Origin of the sequence: Stieleria tagensis, from assembly GCF_024129865.1 — a bacterium.
Lineage (GTDB): Bacteria > Planctomycetota > Planctomycetia > Pirellulales > Pirellulaceae > Stieleria > Stieleria tagensis.
Genome location: NZ_JAMYFE010000041.1, coordinates 45,666 through 64,669 on the forward strand (window position 1 = coordinate 45,666; position 19,004 = coordinate 64,669).

The window sequence follows — 19,004 nt, forward strand, 5'->3', positions numbered from 1 at the left end:
GACCCGAAATTCGAATTTGAACGCACCACTAGTGAATCGGATCGTCGCCGTACCCCAATCCGGGGCCGGCGAGCTGGGCGGTTGGAATTCGACCGCCTTGAATTTCGAAAAAGTCGGGGAACCGCTGCATCCAGCGTCGGTTCCCGTCGGGTGAATATTGCCGACCGTTGCTTTCCACCGCAGCGACGCCAGGGATATGGGCGGCCAGCGAAGCGCTGTGCAGCAGCGATGCGCCGACGCAGGTCAAATCTTGAACGCATAGGTACAGCTTCTTGTGCCTCGCCACGGCGCCCAACAACAACGCTTCCGAGTGGCCTTTGCAAGCCTTTAGCGCGATCCCGCTGTAACCTTGCTCGACGGCCGTGCGCAAACTTTTCAGTCCAACCAGGGATTCGTCGATCACCACCGGTCGCCGCTCGGCAGCGCGATGCATGGTCGCCTGCCCAGGCCGTTCCAAATCACGGTGCGTGGGTTGTTCGATGTACTGAACGCGTTGCAAGCCTTGCGCCGCGTCGCGTTGCAAACGATCCAGCAATTGCAACACATAGTCTTCGTCTTCACAGCGTTCGTTGAAATCCAGCGAATACGACCAGTCGCCATCACGTCGCTGGGATGCCACCGCATCAATTCGCGCGACACGCTGGGCATCCCAGTCCAGATTCGCGCCATCGAGCTTGATCTTTAAATGCGTCAATCCGTTGCGATCGATCCACTGCCCCAGCGTCTCGGGCAATCCGTCGCCGACGGGTGTTTCAATGTCGGCATCGGTCAACGGGTCCAAGGCGCCGACCAAATGATACAGGGGCAACGAATCACAGGGCGTGGAAGAGATAAAATCGGACAGGTGCAGCCCCGAAAATTCTGCATCCAAATAATGGCCCAAATCATTCGGCAGGTGATCGCGTCCCAGCAGCGCATAACTACTGACACCAGCGGCCTTGCCATGAGCATCAAACAGCGCCGCGTCGATCGGAGATGCGGCTAACAAAACCGCCAATTCAGGAATGGGCTCTGCCAACCCTTTTTCCGCAGCCAGCTCCGCGGCGATCGTCAACTGTGAACCGGCCATGCGATGACACAGGTCCATCGGGTGCCCGGTTTGGTCGTTGTCCAGGTAACCTTGAGCGATCCGCTGACTCAGCTCCAGCACCAATTCCAATTTGGTCGGATCATCCAACGTCGCTGAGGGCCAGGCCCAGGCGACGCCCATCGTCATCGATCCCAACCCGCGGCCCCGGCCGGCCCCCGTTTCGGCATCACAATCGACCGACAACACCGTCACGTCCTCCACAATCCGGCCACCAAACTTCATCGGGGTTCGATAACGGTAGGTTTCGGTGCGCAGTTGCAGTGAAAAACGTTCTATGGCGGTCATAGCTGTCTGTCTGAAAGGGAAACGTGAGCTTGAGAGTGGCATCATGCCGGGTTCTCGCAAGCGCGGAAAGCCCGACTCCCCTCTGCAGACGGGACCTGCTCGACACATGAGTCGTAGCGGACCCCGCCAGGGTCCCGATTACCCACAAATGGCAACCCGACGCGTGGGTTTAGAAGCCAGCGCTTTTACGGTAACCCGACGCGTCAGCGAGGGATCAAACAAAATTGGCGGGTAATCGCTATCCCGCCAGGGTTCCGACCGCCGGGAATCCAGGGGGATCTGAACCGTGGCCGGTCCAGCTACGGTTAACAGGGGGGGAAACCGAGCACAACAATTCCCACCCCTGCAAAAATAATTTGGGTAATCTGGGGCTTATCGGCGGCGAATCTGCCGGCTGACAACAGAAAGTGAGCTTCAATTACCGATAACGAGGCTGGCTTCCATGCTGTTTTGATGTCGTTTCCTCGAATTCAACGGAACTCTGACGCGGCCCCGCACGTCAGAACACCACGATTCGTTGACAGTTTATCCGCTCCAACTAGAATCGCAGCCAAACCTTATCCAATTGCCTCAGACTTCGCATTTTTCCCATCCTTCTGATTGGGCGAGCACTACGTATTTTGCAATGATCGAGGCCGAAATCGTCCGATGCATACGAACGTGCGCTTTCCCCAACGCTCGCGCATGGCGTGTGAATAAGATACGCATTGGAATGATGAGAGAATGGAATTGAATTGATTAGATAGCAGGGCTTGGCAGAATTAAGATTAGCCAATCCGCACGTTGCCCGACTGACCCACGACACTGCCCGCTTTTGACCCTAGCTTGAAAAAGCTGGCTCGTTTGGTAGAGACCTTCGATGATCCAACGCACTGAATCGGAATCCTTGATCCGCCGCTCCTCCAGCACCGAGACGGATGGCACAGTTGCCAAATCCTCGCGGTCGAGCCGTCGCCGGACGGATCGTCAGAAGAGCCGATCGCGTCGTAATCAACGTCGCCTGTCGGTCGAGGGTTTAGAAGCTCGTCAATTGCTTGCCGCCGGAGTCGGTGGCGGAGCGACAACCCCGACGATTGACCCGGGTCTATTTGACGCGGTCGAGCCACGAAACATTGGCGCGGTGCAAGCGTTCCAGGTCAACGAGAACGAGAACACGTCGCAGCGAGGCATCAATGATACGTTCAACAGTGCTCAAGCCATTCCGCTGGGCACCGGAAGCGGTGAAGAAGACACGATTGACATCAACGGCAGTCTGCCGATCACGGTTAGCAGCCAGGGTAACATCAACACCGATGTTGACACCTTTTCGTTCCAGCTCCGAGCAGGCGATATCCTAGACGTTGCCGTCCTTGGCGCCGGTGCCAACGTGACGCTGTTCTATGGAGCTCCCGATCCCAACGCTCCGGCCGGCGACGCGCCGCACCCACGCGCCAACGCTGGATCTCTCTGGTTTGGAACCGATACGAACCAGGGTATATTCCATCCCGACGCTTCCCCATTGATGACCGTCGGAAACGCGCTAGGTCACCAGGTCGTCCCACACAGCGGCACCTATTACCTATCGTTGGCCCCCTCGACCACAGCGGTCAACTACACAGCGGGATTGCGTGTTTACCGCCCCGTGTCCGAACAGTTGCCCATCGGACAACAACAAACGATCTACGTCGATTTCGAGGGCGGTGCCTATCCCTCTAGCTTGTTCGGCCCCAACGACGTGTTGGGCTTCAGCTTGATTCGTTTCACGAACTTTCGGCAGAACATTGGCTTCCTAGGCATCGAAGACACCGACGAAGCGGCCTACAACGAACTGATTGACAAAATCATTTCGCAGATTGAATCAGACTTTGATTCTGTGGTGCGTGATGGCGGCAACGGCGACTACGACTCGACCGGTAAACCTGGCGATTTCGGCATTCGAATTTTGAATAGTCGGGATGCGGTTGATCGCGGACTCTACGACGTGCCATCGCTAGACGACCCGTTGGTCACTCGGATTTTTGTCGGCGGCACCGTGCTGGACGCGGGGATCGATGGCATCCTCGGCATCGCGCAATCACTCGACGTCGGCAACTTCGACATGAGCGAGTATTCGATCCTGCCGATCGATTTCTTCCTAGACGCCTCGACGGTGTTCCCGATCGCAAACACCAGCAGCGTTTTGGATGCAGTGGCACGGCGGATTGGTACCACCGTTTCACACGAAGCCGGCCACACGTTTGGTCTGCGTCACCTAAACGGTGATAACTTCATCGGCGCCATCATGGACGATCCAGGTGTTCGCCGTGATGAGTTTCGATTGGGCGTTGGCCCCGACGGTATCTTCGGCACCATCGATGACACCACGTCCGTGTTTGCTCGTGATCAGCTGAGCTTGAACGAGGGACTGTTCGGCTATCAGGATTCGCCAGACACGTTGGCCCACAGCCTGTCGACCGGTATGGTCGGCGCGTCGATCAGCGGTCTGGTATTCAATGACGCCAATCGTGACGGACAAGCTTCCGGCGATGCCGGTTTGCCAGGCGTCACCGTGTTTGCCGATGTCAACAATAACGGAATCTTTGATGTCACCGATCCCAGTGACGTCAGCGATAGCGGCGGCGCCTATGCCCTGTCGGTCGCCTCGGGCACCTACAACATCATCGCGATCACTCCCGATCAGTTTGCTGCCACCACGGTCACCACACGAGCGAACATCACCTCCGGCACCGCCGGCGTGAACTTTGGTTTCATCCAAGTCGTCCCAGACATCACCGGAACTAAATTTGCCGACACCAACGGCAATGGATTGTTCGATGCCAATGAATCCGGCATCGAAGGCGTCTATGTTTACTTGGATTTGGACGGCGACGACCGACCGGACTTGGGTGAACCCTCGGCATTGACCGACGCCAATGGCGACTACTCAATCAATTTCCCCGGGCCAGGTACCTACACGATTCGCGAAGTCGTCACGGCCGGCTATGTCCAGACCTTCCCGGTCGGTGGCGAGCACGTCGTCACCTACAACGGCACTGCTCTGACGGACAACTACAACTTTGGCAACCTGCCGTCGCGCGACTACGGTGACGCCCCGGACAGCTACCAAACCACCGTCGCCACCAATGGCCCCAGCCACGGCATCAGCCAAGGCCTGGGACTCGGTGCTCAGGTCGACCGTGAAACCAACGGTCTGCCAACGTCCAACGCTTTGGGCGACGACAACAACAACATTGACGACGAAGACGGCATTCAATTGCTCTCGCCGCTTGGCCCTGGTGGATCCGCGACCTTCGCAGTCACCACCCGTAACGAATCCGGTGTTCCAGCCTTCCTGCAAGGTTGGATCGATTTTGATGCCAGCGGAACGTTTGACGCCAACGAACAAGTATTTACCAACGTCTCTCTCGGTGCCGGCACGACCAACTTGACGGTCAACGTGCCCACCGGTGCCGTGGTCGGTTCAACCTATGCCCGCTTCCGCTACAGCCCGACTGCGAATCTAGGTGTCGGCGGCGAAGCAGATGTCGGTGAAGTCGAAGATTACCAGTTCGACATCCTGGCCCAGGCTCAAGTCGCTAACGACGACGTGTTCACGGTCTCACGGAACTCGCTGTCCAATCAACTGGACGTGCTGGCCAATGACTTTGAAACCAACGTCACACGTCTGACGATCATCCAGCTCAACACGGTCAACACCGCCGGTGTCGTTGGAATCTCGCAAGACGGACGCTCGATCTCCTACACGCCGCCCAATGGATTCATCGGTCGCGATGCATTCCAGTACGTGGTCCAAGACCAACTGGGAAATCGCTACACGGCAAATGTGGCCGTGAACGTGAACTTCCAATCCAACGTGCCGATCGCAGTCGACGATACGTTTGACATCCCACAAGGCTCGGCCAATCGCGCTCTGAACGTGTTGGATAACGACGTGCCGAGTGTCGCCGGCGGATTGCGAATCACCAGCGTGACCGCTGGGGATCAAGGCGGCCAAGTCTCCTTGGAAGGCGGCGGACAAACCGTTCGCTACACACCCCAACCTGGCTTTGCCGGCACCGAGCAGTTCACCTATAGCATCGAAGATGCCAACGGCACCGTCAGCTCGGCTCAAGTCACCGTCAATTCACAGCCAGGTGCCCGCAACGACGATTTGATCGACTTCTCGATCGGCATCTTTGATGTTGTCAACAATCAACCGATCACCAGCGTTCAAGTCGGCCAACCGTTCTACGTCCGAGTCTCGGTTCAAGAACTCAACAACCCGACATTCAGCCCCGAAGGCGTGGCATCGGCGTTCTTGGATCTGTTGTACACCGACGAACTGGTTGCCACCCGAGACACCAACAATAGCGATGGGTTTGATTTCGACATTACCTTTGGTGACAATTTCCAAGGCAGCGGATTCAAACTCGGTGACGCCTCGACCCCGGGTCTGATTGATGACGTCGGAGCCGTGCAACCGATTCCCGCCGACGGCAACCTGATCGAACATAGCGATCCGGTCGAACTGTTTACCATCACGATGCAAGCGGTTTCACCCGGTGTGGCATTGTTCGCCGGCGACCCGGCCGACCAAGCCGTCGCGGAAACCATTTTGGTTGACGAAGACGTCGCGCTGACACCGGCCCAACAGCGTCTCGGCCGCACCGAACTGACGATCTTCCCAGCCGGAGACGACTTTGCCAGTGCCATCGACGACGCATTTATGACCGGCACCGATTCCAACGGAATCGTGATCAGTTCGGGCAACGCACCGAACACGCTGGATGTCCTGAACAATGACAACTTTGGCCCCACCGGCGGGATCCGTGAATTTGGAATCGCCACCGGAGCCTCCCGCGGTACAGCCGTCATCAACGACAACGGCACGCCGGACGATCTCAGTGACGACACGATCGATTACTATGCCGATCTAAACGCCAACGGTTTCGACAGCTTCACCTACCTGATCGTCTCCAACGACGGCGTTCGCAGTGTCGCCGAAGTCACCATGGCGATCGGGAATGCTGCCGCCGACGATATCGTCGACATTTCGTTTGGTCTGGTGGATCAATTCGGCAGCACGATCACATCGGTCCAAGCCGGCCAGACCTTTGGCGTGCAAGTGTACGTCGAAGACCTGCGAGGAACGCTGGATAACACCGCTGTGTTCGCCGCCTACCTGGACATGTTGTACGACATCGACGCCATCAGCCCCGCAGCGGGAGTGCCCGGCGGACGCTACGATTTTGATGTCGAATTCGACACCGACTTCGATGCCGCGGCGGGTGTCGGAACCGCCATTCGCGATGGCATCATCGATGAATTCGGATCGCTGTTGATGCAGGGCAGCCAGATCGTCGATCCGGACTCGATCATCGAACCGAACCTGATGGCGACGGTGTACTTCGTCGCTGGCAACGTCGCCGGAACGACCCAAGTGATCGGTAGCCCGGCCGATTCCCAACCGTTCCAAGACACGCTGCTGCTAGAGCGGAATGATCCCGTTCCGGTTTCGCAAATTCGCTACGACGTGTTGAACATCACGATCACCGGTGGCAGCCCGCTACAAAACCCGGCACTTCCGGAAGACGTCAATAACGATGGTGTTGTCACGCCGTCGGACGCACTCAGTGTGATCAACGCTCTGGCCCGTGAAGGCGAAGGGGAATCCGGTGGCCGCGGCTTCTTCACCGATGTCAACGGCGACTCGAAAACGACCGCCTTGGATGCCTTGCGGGTGATCAATCACTTGGCCGTGGCACTGACAGCGTCAACGAGCGAAAGTGAATCGATCGGCAGCGCCCTGTTGCCCGGAATCCCCGCCAGCGAGGATGAGGACAGCGACGACGGCAGTCACCAAACGGCCTTTGCACAACTGAATCAGCAATCCAAGCTGGTCAGTGGTGAAGTGGCCGGCGGCGAAGCAGCAACTTCCTCGGCATTCCTTTCACTAGACGATGCCGATGAAGACGAAGACGATCTGCTAAGCCTGTTAGCTGACGACCAAAGCAGCCTGCTGTAACACAAGCAGGCGTCAGTCACCATTGGAATTCACGCTTCAGCGTGTCAGTCACCAACCTCACGGGAAGCCGTTTTGATCACTGACACTTCAGCGATGCGGCACCGATCTAGTTGGTGCTGAACGGTGGCGGGAAAGGCATTCGTTGTGCTGCGGCGTCGGAATCTGCGGTGGGAACACTTCCCTGCAGATCAATGGCTCCGCTGGCCATGAATTCGATCAACCGCCGCGCCCGTCGATCCACGTTGGCTTGAGCCAACAGCTGCAACTTCATCGCCACCGATAGCGGCAAGGTGTGAGAGATGATGTCACTGATCGGCCCCAACCCCATTGATCCGGCCAGCAATTCGCTCAAGCCCTTCTGAACCGATTCGGTTGCCGGAATGATCTGGCCGAAGGCCTCCAGTAATTCAGCCCGCAACGCGCTGCGCGACGCTGCTCCAGTGGGCGGGTACAGATCGTCCAAGACGTCGATGGCTGCGATGCGGTAACAACGACCGGCATCGATTTCCGCCGTCACGCGAGCCCGTTTGATTCCGACCAGCAAAATATTGTGCCGCTGGTCTTCCTGTTCGACGTGCGAGACGATCTTGCCAACACAGACCGTTTTGGCGATCGCCGGCGGCTGTTTTTTGCTGGCTGAATCCCCAGACAGGGTCGCCATCGCAATCAGCTGGTCGCTCTGCAGCGCGTCGGCCAACATTTCACAGTACCGCGGCTCGAACACGTGCAGTGGCTGCATCGCATGCGGAAACAAGACCATCGATGGCAGCGGAAACAAACGAACTCGACCATCAAAGTCGTCTGGTAATCGCGTCAAATCGTCCAAATCACCCATGGATTCTCACTGTCAAACGAACTTCCCCGCAGCAACGGCCACTTCACCAACGAGCGGCTTTTCAGATGCCCCTATTATAGACCAGCTACAACCCGTCCATCTCACGTGACTCGCAACGCCCCTTCAACCGTCACCGTTACCCAACTATGCTCGGCCAAACTGTGGACCAATCTGGTCAAATGGCTGAAAATGAGCGATGAACACCACTGAAGCCTCAACCCTCGGTTGGCGTCCGTGGCTACTCAGCCTCGCATTCCCCCTGTCCCCATCCGCCGCCGATCACTTCGTCACATGCCTGAATCCACTGAATCTCCCGGTACGTTCTTGGTCACCGGTTGCGCCGGCTTTATCGCTTCACGTGTCGCAGCATTGCTATTGGAATCCGGCCACCGCGTTGTCGGCATCGACAACGTCAACGACTACTACGACACCACACTGAAAGAACACCGCGTCGAATCATTGGCGCAAGATCGGTTCACGTTTCATCGCGCTGATATCGAAGACGAAGCCGCGCTGGCAAAACTGTTTGATGCCGACAAATTTGATGCTGTGTTCAATTTAGCGGCGCGCGCCGGTGTGCGATACAGCATGGAAAATCCACACATCTACCTGTCGACCAATTCGATGGGCAGTTTGAACTTGCTGCAGCAGATGCATCGGACCGGTGTGAAAAAGTTTGTGCTGGCATCGACCTCTTCGTTGTACGCCGGCCAACCGATGCCGTTTCAGGAATCGCTGCCGGTCAACACGCCGATTTCACCGTACGCCGCCAGCAAGAAGTCGGCCGAAGTGATGGCGTTCAGTTATCACCACCTGTATCAAATCGACGTTTCAATCTGCCGCTATTTCACGGTCTACGGGCCGGCCGGCCGTCCCGACATGTCAATTTTTCGTTTCATCCGCTGGATCGATGATGGCGTGCCGATCCAACTGTTTGGCGATGGCGAACAGTCGCGCGACTTCACCTATGTCGATGACATCGCTCGCGGCACGATTGCTGCCGCCAAACCGCTCGGCTACGAAATCATCAACCTCGGCGGTGGCGGCACTCCCGTGACGCTGAACCGTTTGATCGAGATGCTCGAACAACGCCTGGGCAAAAAAGCAACCATCGAATATTTGCCGTTCCACCAAGCCGACATGATGACGACCAGCGCGGACATTAGCAAAGCCGCCAAATTGCTGGACTGGAAACCGGACGTTGGGCTGGAACAGGGATTGGACGAATCGGTTCGCTGGTATCAAGAAAACAAACCTTGGTCCACACAAATTGTGTTGCCCTGATTCGGATTGCCAAGTCCCCCCAACCACCACCGCACCGCCGCCTCCATGCCGACTGCACTTATCACCGGAATCACCGGTCAAGACGGATCGTACTTGACCGAATTGTTGATCAACAAAGGCTACACGGTGCACGGCATCGTGCGCCGCAGCAGCATCACGGCGCGCGGTCGATTGGACCAACTCTTTCACCGCGACGACGTCTACAACAAGCAACTGTTTTTGCATTACGCCGATCTAGGTGACTCCACCACGATTCGGCGGATCCTGATCAAATGTTTGCCCGATGAACTGTATCACCTGGCCGGCCAAAGCCACGTCGGGGCCAGTTTCGACATTCCCGAAACGACCTGTGACTTCACGGCCATGGGAACGCTGCGGTTGCTGGAAATCCTTCGCGACTTGGAAAAACAGCCACGTTTCTTGCACATCAGCAGTAGCGAAATCTTTGGTCGCCCGGATCACTGGCCGCAGAACGAAACGACGCCCATGAATCCGGTCACGCCCTATGGAATCGCCAAAGCGTTTGCAACGCAGATGGTCGCGCTGTACCGAGAATCGTTTGGTTTATTCGCTTGCAACGCGATTTGTTACAACCATGAATCACCGCGCCGTGGCGAGTCCTTTGTAACTCGCAAGATCACGCGCGCCGCAGCTGCGATTTCAATGGGCAAACAAAAAACACTGTCACTCGGTTCACTCGACGGCCAACGTGACTGGGGATTTGCTCCCGAATACGTCGATGCGATGTGGCGGATGTTGCAACAACCCCAAGCCGATGATTTTGTGATCGCAACCGGCACCGCCCATAGCGTCAAAGATTTTTTGTCGGCATCGTTTGCCGCCGTCGACTTGGATTGGACCGACTACGTTCAGCAAGACCCTCGCTACATGCGGCCCAGTGAAGGCACTCGCCTGGTCGGTGATCCTTCCAAGGCATCCAAGCAGCTGCAGTGGGACGCCCAAACCAAGGTGCCAGAATTGGCAAAAATCATGGTGCAGTCTGATCTCGCACGACTCAGCGATTGACGGCAGACCACACAAACCGTCTCCGTCACCCCCCTCCTCCTCAAATTCAACTCTCACCGTTCTCTGGTCATGAAAATCTTATCCGTCGTTGGTGCACGTCCCAACTTTATGAAAATTGCGCCGATCATGCGAGCGATTCAAGCCGCGTCGCCGGAGACGCAGCAGACACTCGTGCATACCGGTCAACACTTTGACGAAAAGATGTCGGATGTGTTTTTCCGTGAACTCGAACTGCCAAAACCCGACGAGCATTTGGGAGTCTCCGGTGGCTCTCACGCGGTGCAAACGGCGCGAATCATGCTGGAGTTCGAACCGATACTGGAAAAACATCGCCCCGATTGGCTGGTCGTCGTCGGCGACGTGAACTCCACTGTCGCCTGTTCCCTGGTCGCCTCGAAGATTGGGATTCCGATCGCACACGTGGAAGCCGGTTTGCGGTCACGCGACAACACGATGCCCGAGGAAATCAATCGGAAAATCACCGATGCGATTTCCGACCTGCTGCTGACTCCGTCGCCTGATGGCGATGCCAACTTGATCGCCGAAGGCGTCGACCGCGATCGCATCGTCTGTGTCGGAAATGTGATGATTGACTCGCTGATCCGCGCGCTGCCCAAAATTGAAGCCAGCAAAATCCTGTCGGAATTGGAGCTGACCGCGGGCAACTATGTGTTGGCCACGTTGCATCGCCCCAGCAACGTCGACGATCCGCAAATGTTGGCTCAATTGATCAAGGCACTGAATCAGATTTCGGCCTCGCTGCCGATCGTGTTCCCTGTCCACCCGCGAACCCGAGCAAGACTGGAAGCCGAAAACATCGAATTGGCCGACGGCATTAAAATGGTCGATCCGCTGGGCTACTTCGACTTTATGGCGTTGATGCGATCGGCCAAAGTCGTGATGACGGATTCCGGCGGCGTACAAGAGGAAACGACGTACCTGGGGGTCACCTGTCTGACGGTTCGGCCCAATACCGAGCGTCCGATCACGATTGACGAAGGCACCAATCGGTTGGTCCAACCCGGCACCGAGACCCTGCTGGAAGCCTGGAAAGAAGTCGAAGCAAACCCGCCGCAGCGTCGCTGCCCTGAACTGTGGGACGGCAAAGCCGCCGAGCGGATCGCCGCCCGACTGCTGCAAACGTCCTCTGACACCCCATGAACAACTCCACCTCCCGCACAAATGAATCAGGCGGCAAGAAACGCGCCGGCTCGATCGCCTTAGTTGTGGTGGTCTGTCTGTATGCGTTCTTGCAGCCGCGTCTGAATCAACGCTTCGGCTGGAACCTACCGGGGTTGGGCAGTGACAATCCAAACGCCGCGGTCGTCGCTGAACGTGACTCTGGACGCGACACCGGCCCGCCGGCGGAGTCTGTGCCGACCGAGCCACCGACCGAGCGTTCGACGATGCAGTCGCCTGCGGAGACATCGGCCTCGGTCGCACCCGGCCCGGTCGCTACAGAGCAGGACACGCTTCGCTACGGTTTGCTGAAAGAAATTGGTGGCGACCGTTTTATCTCGCCCCAAGGATTGATTTATACGCCGGGCAGCGAAGAAGGGCACCGTCTGGAACACCTGCGACGCCACACCGAAGACCAACCGTCGCGACCGGGCAGTCATGGCGTCTTTGACGGCGGCATGCAGGGCGCACTGAGAACGATTGACAACGCCTATGCCAAAGCCGAAAAGAATCAGCAAGCGACAAAACAAGTCGATCGCAATCGCACGATCTACACCGTCGACATGGGGCAACGCGTGGGATATGTCGGCGGCCGAACCGGCCAACAAAAACGACATCCGATGGCGCGACGCGTCAAAATGGTGCTCGAAGGCAAACGGGTCATCACCGCCTATCCGCTGTAGCGGCCGCCGCCATCCAATGCCCGCCGCCCAATGCCGTCCACTCGATCCAGCCACTGAGTCACATCGCATGAACCAAGTTCCACCGCACCCCACCGGCCCCCATCACTCGATCGCCACTTGCCCGGTTTGCGGCGGCGGCTTGTGCGGCGTGCGGCTGTGCACCGGTGACGATCCTACCGAAGCCGCACCGCAGAGTGGGTTTGTGATGTGCGATGAATGCGAAGCGGTCTGGTTGGAACCCGATGTCACAAGCGAGCACCTGTATGTCGACCCGGAATCACCTCGCTGCCCGATCTGTCATGGCGGGCTGTGGAGCACCAGCCGCTGGGCAGGGCGTGATGAAATTGAGTCACTCGGCTGGAGCAGTCTGATCGATCCCGGCCTAGACACCAACGGCTAGTCGGCACCATCCACCGTTGGAGTTCACGCTTGAGCGTGTCCGTACTCGGACTGCTTCAGCGCCAACCGTGCATGGCGGAGAGCTCACGGAGAACACAGATCGAGAATCCGTCGCATTTCTGAAACGGCCTCTTTCATTCCAACCATCACCGCGCGACTGACGATCGCGTGGCCGATGTTCAACTCGATCACCCCAGGTAGCTTGGCCACCGGACGGACGTTGACATAGTTCAAACCGTGACCGGCATGCAGTCGCATTCCCGCTTGGCTGGCATGCTGCCCGGCGACTTCCAAACGCGACAACTCGGTCGCGACGTCAGCCCGTTTGGCCAGCGCGTAGGGACCGGTGTGTAATTCAACGGCATCGACTCCCAATTCGGCCGCCGCGGCGACCTGGCGAACGTCTGGGTCAATGAACAGACTGGTCAAAATGCCGTGCGACTTGAGCCGTTCGATGGCTGCCGCGATACGCCCGGAATCACTGGCAACATCCAATCCACCCTCCGTCGTCACCTCTTCGCGACTCTCGGGAACCAGCAGCGCCCAATCCGGTTTGACACGGCAGGCGATCGCCAACACCTGTTCTTCGCATGCCAGTTCCAGATTCGTTTTGACCGTCACCGTTTGCATCAGCACATCGACGTCACGATCCTGGATGTGGCGCCGGTCCTCCCGCAGGTGAAACGTGATCCCATCGGCTCCGCCCTGCTCGGCGAGCGCCGCTGCAATGGCCGGATCGGGCTCGTAGGTACGGCGGGCCTGTCGCACGGTGGCGACGTGGTCAATGTTGACACCAAGTTCAATCATGGATGATTCAACGCAGAGAATTCAGGACTCGGAAAAGCATTAGCTGGACTGCTCCTCACGATAATAGGTTCGCATCGGTTTGGGCAGCGGATCGATCGCAACTTGATCTTCAATGTAGTTGCTGGATTTTGCCATCCTAAGGATGGTGACCACATCCCCATAGCTGCCGCCGACCGCGACCACACCTTCGATGATGCCTCGAATCGATGCCGGTACCGTCGCCCGACGATCTTGCTTGCCGACTTCAAACCGGCTGACCCGGATTTTCCCCGCCTCACTCGAATCGGGTTTCAGAATCAACGCATTCGGCCCCAGCAACGCACCGTCAATCTTCACCGGCGAAGGTTCTCCGAAAACCACGACCTCGGCCACATCACGGCTGGACAGGGCGATCGCCGTTGGCGAGTCCGATTCGACCTGGTAGTAGTTGAGTGTTTTCTCAATCGGCTGCGGGATCAACACCCGCGACGCATCATTTCGCTTCCGCAGCGCGACAAAGGCCCCATAGCGGGTCTCCTGACTGGGCTGATCAAACAACCGCTGCAATGCATCGACAACGCTGGGGTGCTCCAGCCCGCCCAACGCGGCAAACACCGAGTAGCGGAACGCCGGTTCGCTGGCCGCCTGTTCCAATACCGCGACTGATTCGTCGCGGTCCAAGTAGGCCAATGCCTCGGCAGCGTAAAATTGCAGTTCCGGATTGTCACTCTTGGTTTCAGCCAACAGAGTCGGGATCGCGCTCTCGCCCAACGCCTCCAATTGCAGTGCCGCATCGGATGCCGTCGCCGGATCAGATAGCAACTCACCCAATTTCTGTAGCCGCTGCTGGCTGTTGGCCTTGCGCTCGTCGATCATGATCGCGCGGACCACAGCGACATAGCGGCCGAGCGCCCCCTCGTAACGAGGATGCAATTCCAACTCGATGTAGTCATCTTCGACCGCCTTGGCGACTCCTCGACGTGTCGTGCCGTCAAAGAAGAAAAAGCGACGATTGATGGCCGCTGCAATGTCGCTGGCGACTTTCACGTGCTGGTATTCGGGTCGCAACACAAATCCCATGTTGCGTGTCTTCTGAACCGTGCCGCCACCGAGCACCAATCCCTGTGTCTTCTGCCGATCGTCCGCACCGCCTTCGAGGGCAAATCGGGTCAGGACCGAACCGGTTCCCATCGCCAAAACCTCGCCCTTGCGAACCCGACCTTGAATCATCTGCTGCAGCCGCATCCGACTGTCCAACAACCACCCCCCATGCAAGTCACTGGCGTTGCTTCCAGGCGGAGCTTCGATTTTCAAATCAATTCGATCGCCGCGTTTGGCTCCCGGCGGTACCGTAGCGATGATGCGAACCATCGCGTTGCTATCCAATTCCAAAATCTGGTTGGGACTTTTGACGTCATTATGACGCATCTCTTCGATCAACTGATCCAAATACGACGAGGGGTCGGCCGGACCACCGGTGCCGGAAAGTGAATTGACCAGCCCGACGCCTCGGATCGGAATCGCATTGAGCCCCCGTGGAGCACCCGCCTCGCGGATCAAATCCGGCAACTCAGGAACCGCCAGCAACTTGGCTATGCCGGAGTCTTCCGCGACATCGGAATTCTTTTTGCCAGTCAGCGAGGAACACCCCACCAACAGCAACACGGCCAAACAGGATGCGCTCAGCGACAGCCGCGGCAAATTGCGGTACTGCGTGAACAGACTATCAGCACGTGGGTGTGCGATTGAAGCGGCGGGCGTCCTGCCAAACATGGAAGCTTCCGAGGTGAGTCCAATGGTGATCCAATTTCTCTAACCGCCGAGATATAGCCAAAATCGATCCGCCACGGCAAGTCGAGCCCCACAGGGCATCTCCAACCCCCGAGTACGTGAGTTTTTGAGGCCAGCACTTTTATCGCAACCCGACGCGTCAGCGAGGGATTTAGCCGGTTGATGGGATCCCTCGCATACCGGTCTGTTGATTGAATCAGCCGGCACGCGCTAGCGTCCGGAACAATGCCCCGCGGGAAAGAGTCGGACCTCTAAGCGGCCGGAGAAGGTTCGTGGCGAGCCCCCCCCTCTTTTGGTAAAACCGCTATAATTCTTCGGTCAAATCACGGCTCGGCACCAACACAAGCAAAACAGTTCGTGGCACCCACCAAGCAGTGAACCGCCCCTGTCCACTCAGGTGGCTTCAGCTGAGACACAACAAATCCACGAATTCACGGCGATTTGGGCACTTCCCAAACAAACTTCACCAAAACAGATCAGCTGGACACTTAGCCAACGCACGTTCTGCGGCTGCCTGTTTTGCGTGCAATCCGCCGAGACCCTCGCCGGCAGGGCTTGCTCAAAAACCGTGCAAAGCCCATTTGCTTGCGTAAACCCTTTTGACAGCAACCTTTGCGAAGGAGCGTTTGACCCGGTGCGAGGATCGGCACATTGAACCGCGGCGGGTCCATTCGAACGGATCGAACGCGCCGCAACCGCTGATCGCTCGCAAAGGATTCCAACACGATGCAAGACTCCACGCCCAAGGAAATCAATCCTCTGGTCGACACCGACCAAGGTGGTACGGGTGACACCCTCCGCTACGCGAGTGACCCGACACCGGAACAAGCGGCCAATCTGCCAACCTTGGAACTGAGTGCTCCCGACCTGGATCAGGACTATCAAGGCCGCTGCCGACAGACCCTTCTTTTGGCAGAAGAAGCGTTCGCCAAAACCGGCAGCTGGGTGATTTTCTTCCGTGAAGTGCTGGGGGTTTCCGGCATCGTCCAAAAACTGTTCCCCGACGCTGAAGAACAAAACCGATTCATCAACGGCCCTGACTACGCGACGCTGCACGAGATGCTGGCGGCAATCCGCAGCCAGGATCAGTCCAAATCGGACTCGGCCGAGCCGGAACGAATGATCACCATTCGGATCCCCCGCTCGCTGCACGAACTGCTCCGCCAGGAATCAGAAGAATGTGGATTGAGTATCAACAAGCTATGCATCAGCAAGCTGCTGCTGCCGACCAACCCCCGTTTCATCCCTGAACAACAGGGCCGTCGCCGCGGCCGCAAACCCGGCCCCCAGGGGACCCGAAAACGAGCCGAAGAAAATGCTCCGGCCGAGGAACCGGCAGCCCATGACAACCGCATCGTCAATCACACCCGGACGCCCGCCCATAGCTGGGCGGCAGCGAGTTCCGAACGAAACGAAGGTTAAGGATGCGGTGCTTCCTGTCACTGGGCCCCCGACAGGGCTCAGACGGACTGGCACCCCAACGATTGGCTGGGGACTGGGGCACATGAAGATTTTTGACTTGACGCTGCGGCTAGAGAAAGGCCTGCGCGGTGTTGACTACGAGAGCAAGTACACGCTGCAGCGCGATGGCTGGAATGCGCGCACATTGCACCTGTATTCACACTGCGGTACGCACATGGACGCGCCGTTCCATTTCGGCGCCGGATCGCAAACGATTGATCAGATACCGATCGCGGATTGTTTCGGGCCGGCGTGGGTTGTCCCCCTGGACGGATTAGCCGATCGGACGCCGATCACAGTCGATCATCTGGGACCGGTTGCCGAAAACGCCATCCCGGGCGATGCGATCCTGCTGCGGACACTGTGGAGCCGCCATGTTGGTGACCCCGATCATTACCGTGATCATTTCCCACCGATCAGCCCGGAACTCGGCCGCTGGATGGCCGACCGGCAGATCCGCATGGTCGGCGTCGAGCCGCCATCGGTGGGCGACGTCAATGACTTGCCCGCGGTCACGGAAATCCACCAAATTTTGCTGGGAGCCGGCATCATCATCGTCGAAGGACTGACGGGAATGGAACAACTGAGCGATCCCAAGTGCCTGTTTGGCGCAATGCCATTAAAAGTCGCCGACGGCGACGGCGCCCCCTGCCGCGCATTTGCGATCGAGGGGGCATCTCTGTGAACCATCCCTTGGAAAACGCACGGCCCGAGCGAGACGACAACCCGCTGCCAGCGATCACGGAACAAATCGAACGCTCCGACCGCTGCGTGGTGGTCCTGGATGACGACCCCACAGGGACTCAAACGGTCTACGACACTCCCGTTCTGACCACCTGGGACCTGCCCACGCTAACAGATCAGCTCCGCCGCGATGACAGGATGTTCTATGTGCTGACCAACTCGCGCGCGCTGACTCAGCCCCAGGCCATTGATTTGGCGCGACAGATCGGCGCCAATCTACTTGCCGCATCCCAGCGCGTCGGCCGCCCCCTGACAGTCATCAGCCGCAGCGACTCGACCCTCCGCGGTCACTATCCGGCCGAAGTCGACGCGGTCGCCACAGCCCTCGGTCACGGCGACGCCACCCGAATCATCATGCCGTTCTTTCTGCAAGGCGGACGGCTAACGATCGATGACGTGCACTACGTTGTCGAAAACGACCGATGGGTGCCCGCCGCACAGACCCCGTTTGCCAAGGACGCGACGTTCGGATTTAGCCAATCGAATCTGATCGATTGGGTCAGCGAGAAACACCAGGGCAATCTCGATCGCAACAACATCCACTCCGTCAGCTTGGATGACTTGCGCGGAGACGACCTGGACGCTGTTTCCGATCGCTTGCTGGGACTGGCCCCCGGCAGCACGGTCATCGTCAACGCCGTCGCCCTGTCCGATGCCCAGGCGTTTGCCTTGGCGGCACGCAAAGCCGAACAACGGGGCGCTGACCTGATCTACCGTACCGCAGCCAGCTTTGTCCAAGCCTATGCCGGACTGGCGCCGCGCCCGCTGCTCGCCGCACCGGAGATGGTGGCGTCGGAACACCGCGCTGGGTTGATCGTGGTGGGATCCTACGTGCCCAAGACAACGGCGCAGCTGCAACACTTGCTCGCCACCGATGACCCACCCCAGGCCGTTCAACTGGACGTCGCCAAACTGCTCGCCGACGATCGCGGCGAACACTTGCGCGATACCGCAGACCAAGTCAACGCGCTACTGTCGGCTGGTCGCGACGTGGTTCTGCATACCTCGCGAGGACTGGTGACCGGTGACGACGGGGAATCCAGTCTGCGAATCGGAACCAGCGTTTCACAAGGCATCGTCGACGTGGTCCGCAACGTCACTGTCCCGCTGCGGTTCCTGATTGCCAAAGGCGGCATCACTTCCAGCGATGTGGCGACCCGAGCGTTGGAAACCAAACGAGCGCGGGTGCTCGGTCAAATCCTGCCTGGAATACCCGTCTGGAGCCTAGGAGAAAACAGCCGCGCTGCGAAATTGCCGTACATCGTTTTTCCAGGCAACGTCGGCGACGACGACGCACTCGCGGTCGCCTACAACAAACTCCGACACCAGTAGGCCAGGTGAAACCTGGCGCAGGTCTGCAGCCAATCGGGTCGGATAAATCCTCCACACCAACCAGTAGGCCAGGTGAAACCTGGCGCTCTCGAGCCCCAACACTCACCGCCAGGTTTCACCTGGCCT

At 58.2% G+C, this 19,004-nt stretch carries 13 protein-coding genes; 9 read left to right on the forward strand and 4 right to left on the reverse strand.

All coding sequences use genetic code 11. The features are described from left to right. Positions 1–28: 28 nt before the first annotated feature. On the reverse strand, positions 29–1,420 hold the full coding sequence (locus tag NHH03_RS09425) for an enolase C-terminal domain-like protein (RefSeq protein WP_390895545.1): 1,392 nt from the start codon (positions 1,418–1,420) through the stop codon (positions 29–31). Between the two features lie 814 nt (positions 1,421–2,234). On the opposite strand from NHH03_RS09425, the gene NHH03_RS09430 reads away from it, so the two are divergent. Beyond that, entirely contained in the window at positions 2,235–7,358 is a 5,124-nt protein-coding gene (locus NHH03_RS09430; RefSeq protein WP_253155585.1) for an Ig-like domain-containing protein, read from the forward strand. Positions 7,359–7,464: 106 nt separating this feature from the next. Here the strand turns inward: NHH03_RS09430 and NHH03_RS09435 are convergent, their stop codons facing one another. Continuing rightward, positions 7,465–8,193, reverse strand: coding sequence for an LON peptidase substrate-binding domain-containing protein (locus tag NHH03_RS09435; protein WP_253155587.1), 729 nt, complete (start codon positions 8,191–8,193; stop codon positions 7,465–7,467). 291 nt (positions 8,194–8,484) lie between these two features. On the opposite strand from NHH03_RS09435, the gene NHH03_RS09440 reads away from it, so the two are divergent. From NHH03_RS09440 to NHH03_RS09460, 5 genes are all read left to right on the forward strand, one after another. Next, the gene (locus NHH03_RS09440) at positions 8,485–9,477 is read left to right on the forward strand and encodes an SDR family NAD(P)-dependent oxidoreductase (RefSeq protein WP_253155588.1); all 993 of its coding nucleotides are present in this window, start codon (positions 8,485–8,487) and stop codon (positions 9,475–9,477) included. A 45-nt stretch (positions 9,478–9,522) separates the two neighbouring features. Beyond that, positions 9,523–10,503 (forward strand): GDP-mannose 4,6-dehydratase, encoded by a 981-nt coding sequence (locus NHH03_RS09445; protein ID WP_253155589.1) that lies wholly within the window; start codon positions 9,523–9,525, stop codon positions 10,501–10,503. Between the two features lie 69 nt (positions 10,504–10,572). Further along, complete coding sequence (gene wecB / locus NHH03_RS09450; RefSeq protein ID WP_253155590.1) at positions 10,573–11,664, forward strand: non-hydrolyzing UDP-N-acetylglucosamine 2-epimerase; 1,092 nt, start codon at positions 10,573–10,575, stop codon at positions 11,662–11,664. Beyond that, positions 11,661–12,365, forward strand: a complete 705-nt coding sequence (locus tag NHH03_RS09455) for a hypothetical protein (RefSeq protein ID WP_253155592.1) — start codon at positions 11,661–11,663, stop codon at positions 12,363–12,365. Before wecB ends, NHH03_RS09455 begins: the two co-directional genes overlap by 4 nt. A 67-nt stretch (positions 12,366–12,432) precedes the next feature. Beyond that, positions 12,433–12,765 (forward strand): hypothetical protein, encoded by a 333-nt coding sequence (locus NHH03_RS09460; RefSeq protein ID WP_253155594.1) that lies wholly within the window; start codon positions 12,433–12,435, stop codon positions 12,763–12,765. Positions 12,766–12,848: 83 nt separating this feature from the next. On the opposite strand, the gene NHH03_RS09465 is transcribed toward NHH03_RS09460, so the two are convergent. After that, positions 12,849–13,571 (reverse strand): pyridoxine 5'-phosphate synthase, encoded by a 723-nt coding sequence (locus NHH03_RS09465; RefSeq protein WP_253155596.1) that lies wholly within the window; start codon positions 13,569–13,571, stop codon positions 12,849–12,851. 39 nt (positions 13,572–13,610) lie between these two features. Continuing rightward, positions 13,611–15,323, reverse strand: coding sequence for a flagellar basal body P-ring protein FlgI (locus NHH03_RS09470; RefSeq protein ID WP_253155597.1), 1,713 nt, complete (start codon positions 15,321–15,323; stop codon positions 13,611–13,613). Positions 15,324–16,067: 744 nt separating this feature from the next. On the opposite strand from NHH03_RS09470, the gene NHH03_RS09475 reads away from it, so the two are divergent. The 3 genes from NHH03_RS09475 to NHH03_RS09485 all read left to right on the forward strand — a co-directional run bounded on the left by NHH03_RS09475 (position 16,068) and on the right by NHH03_RS09485 (position 18,878). Continuing rightward, the gene (locus tag NHH03_RS09475) at positions 16,068–16,763 is read left to right on the forward strand and encodes a hypothetical protein (RefSeq protein WP_253155599.1); all 696 of its coding nucleotides are present in this window, start codon (positions 16,068–16,070) and stop codon (positions 16,761–16,763) included. A gap of 82 nt (positions 16,764–16,845) precedes the next feature. Next, positions 16,846–17,487: a cyclase family protein gene (locus NHH03_RS09480; RefSeq protein WP_253155600.1), complete on the forward strand. Its 642-nt coding sequence runs from the start codon at positions 16,846–16,848 to the stop codon at positions 17,485–17,487. After that, positions 17,484–18,878 carry a four-carbon acid sugar kinase family protein gene (locus NHH03_RS09485; RefSeq protein ID WP_253155601.1) on the forward strand — a complete coding sequence of 465 codons (1,395 nt, stop codon included), beginning with the start codon at positions 17,484–17,486 and terminating at the stop codon, positions 18,876–18,878. Before NHH03_RS09480 ends, NHH03_RS09485 begins: the two co-directional genes overlap by 4 nt. Positions 18,879–19,004: the final 126 nt, after the last annotated feature.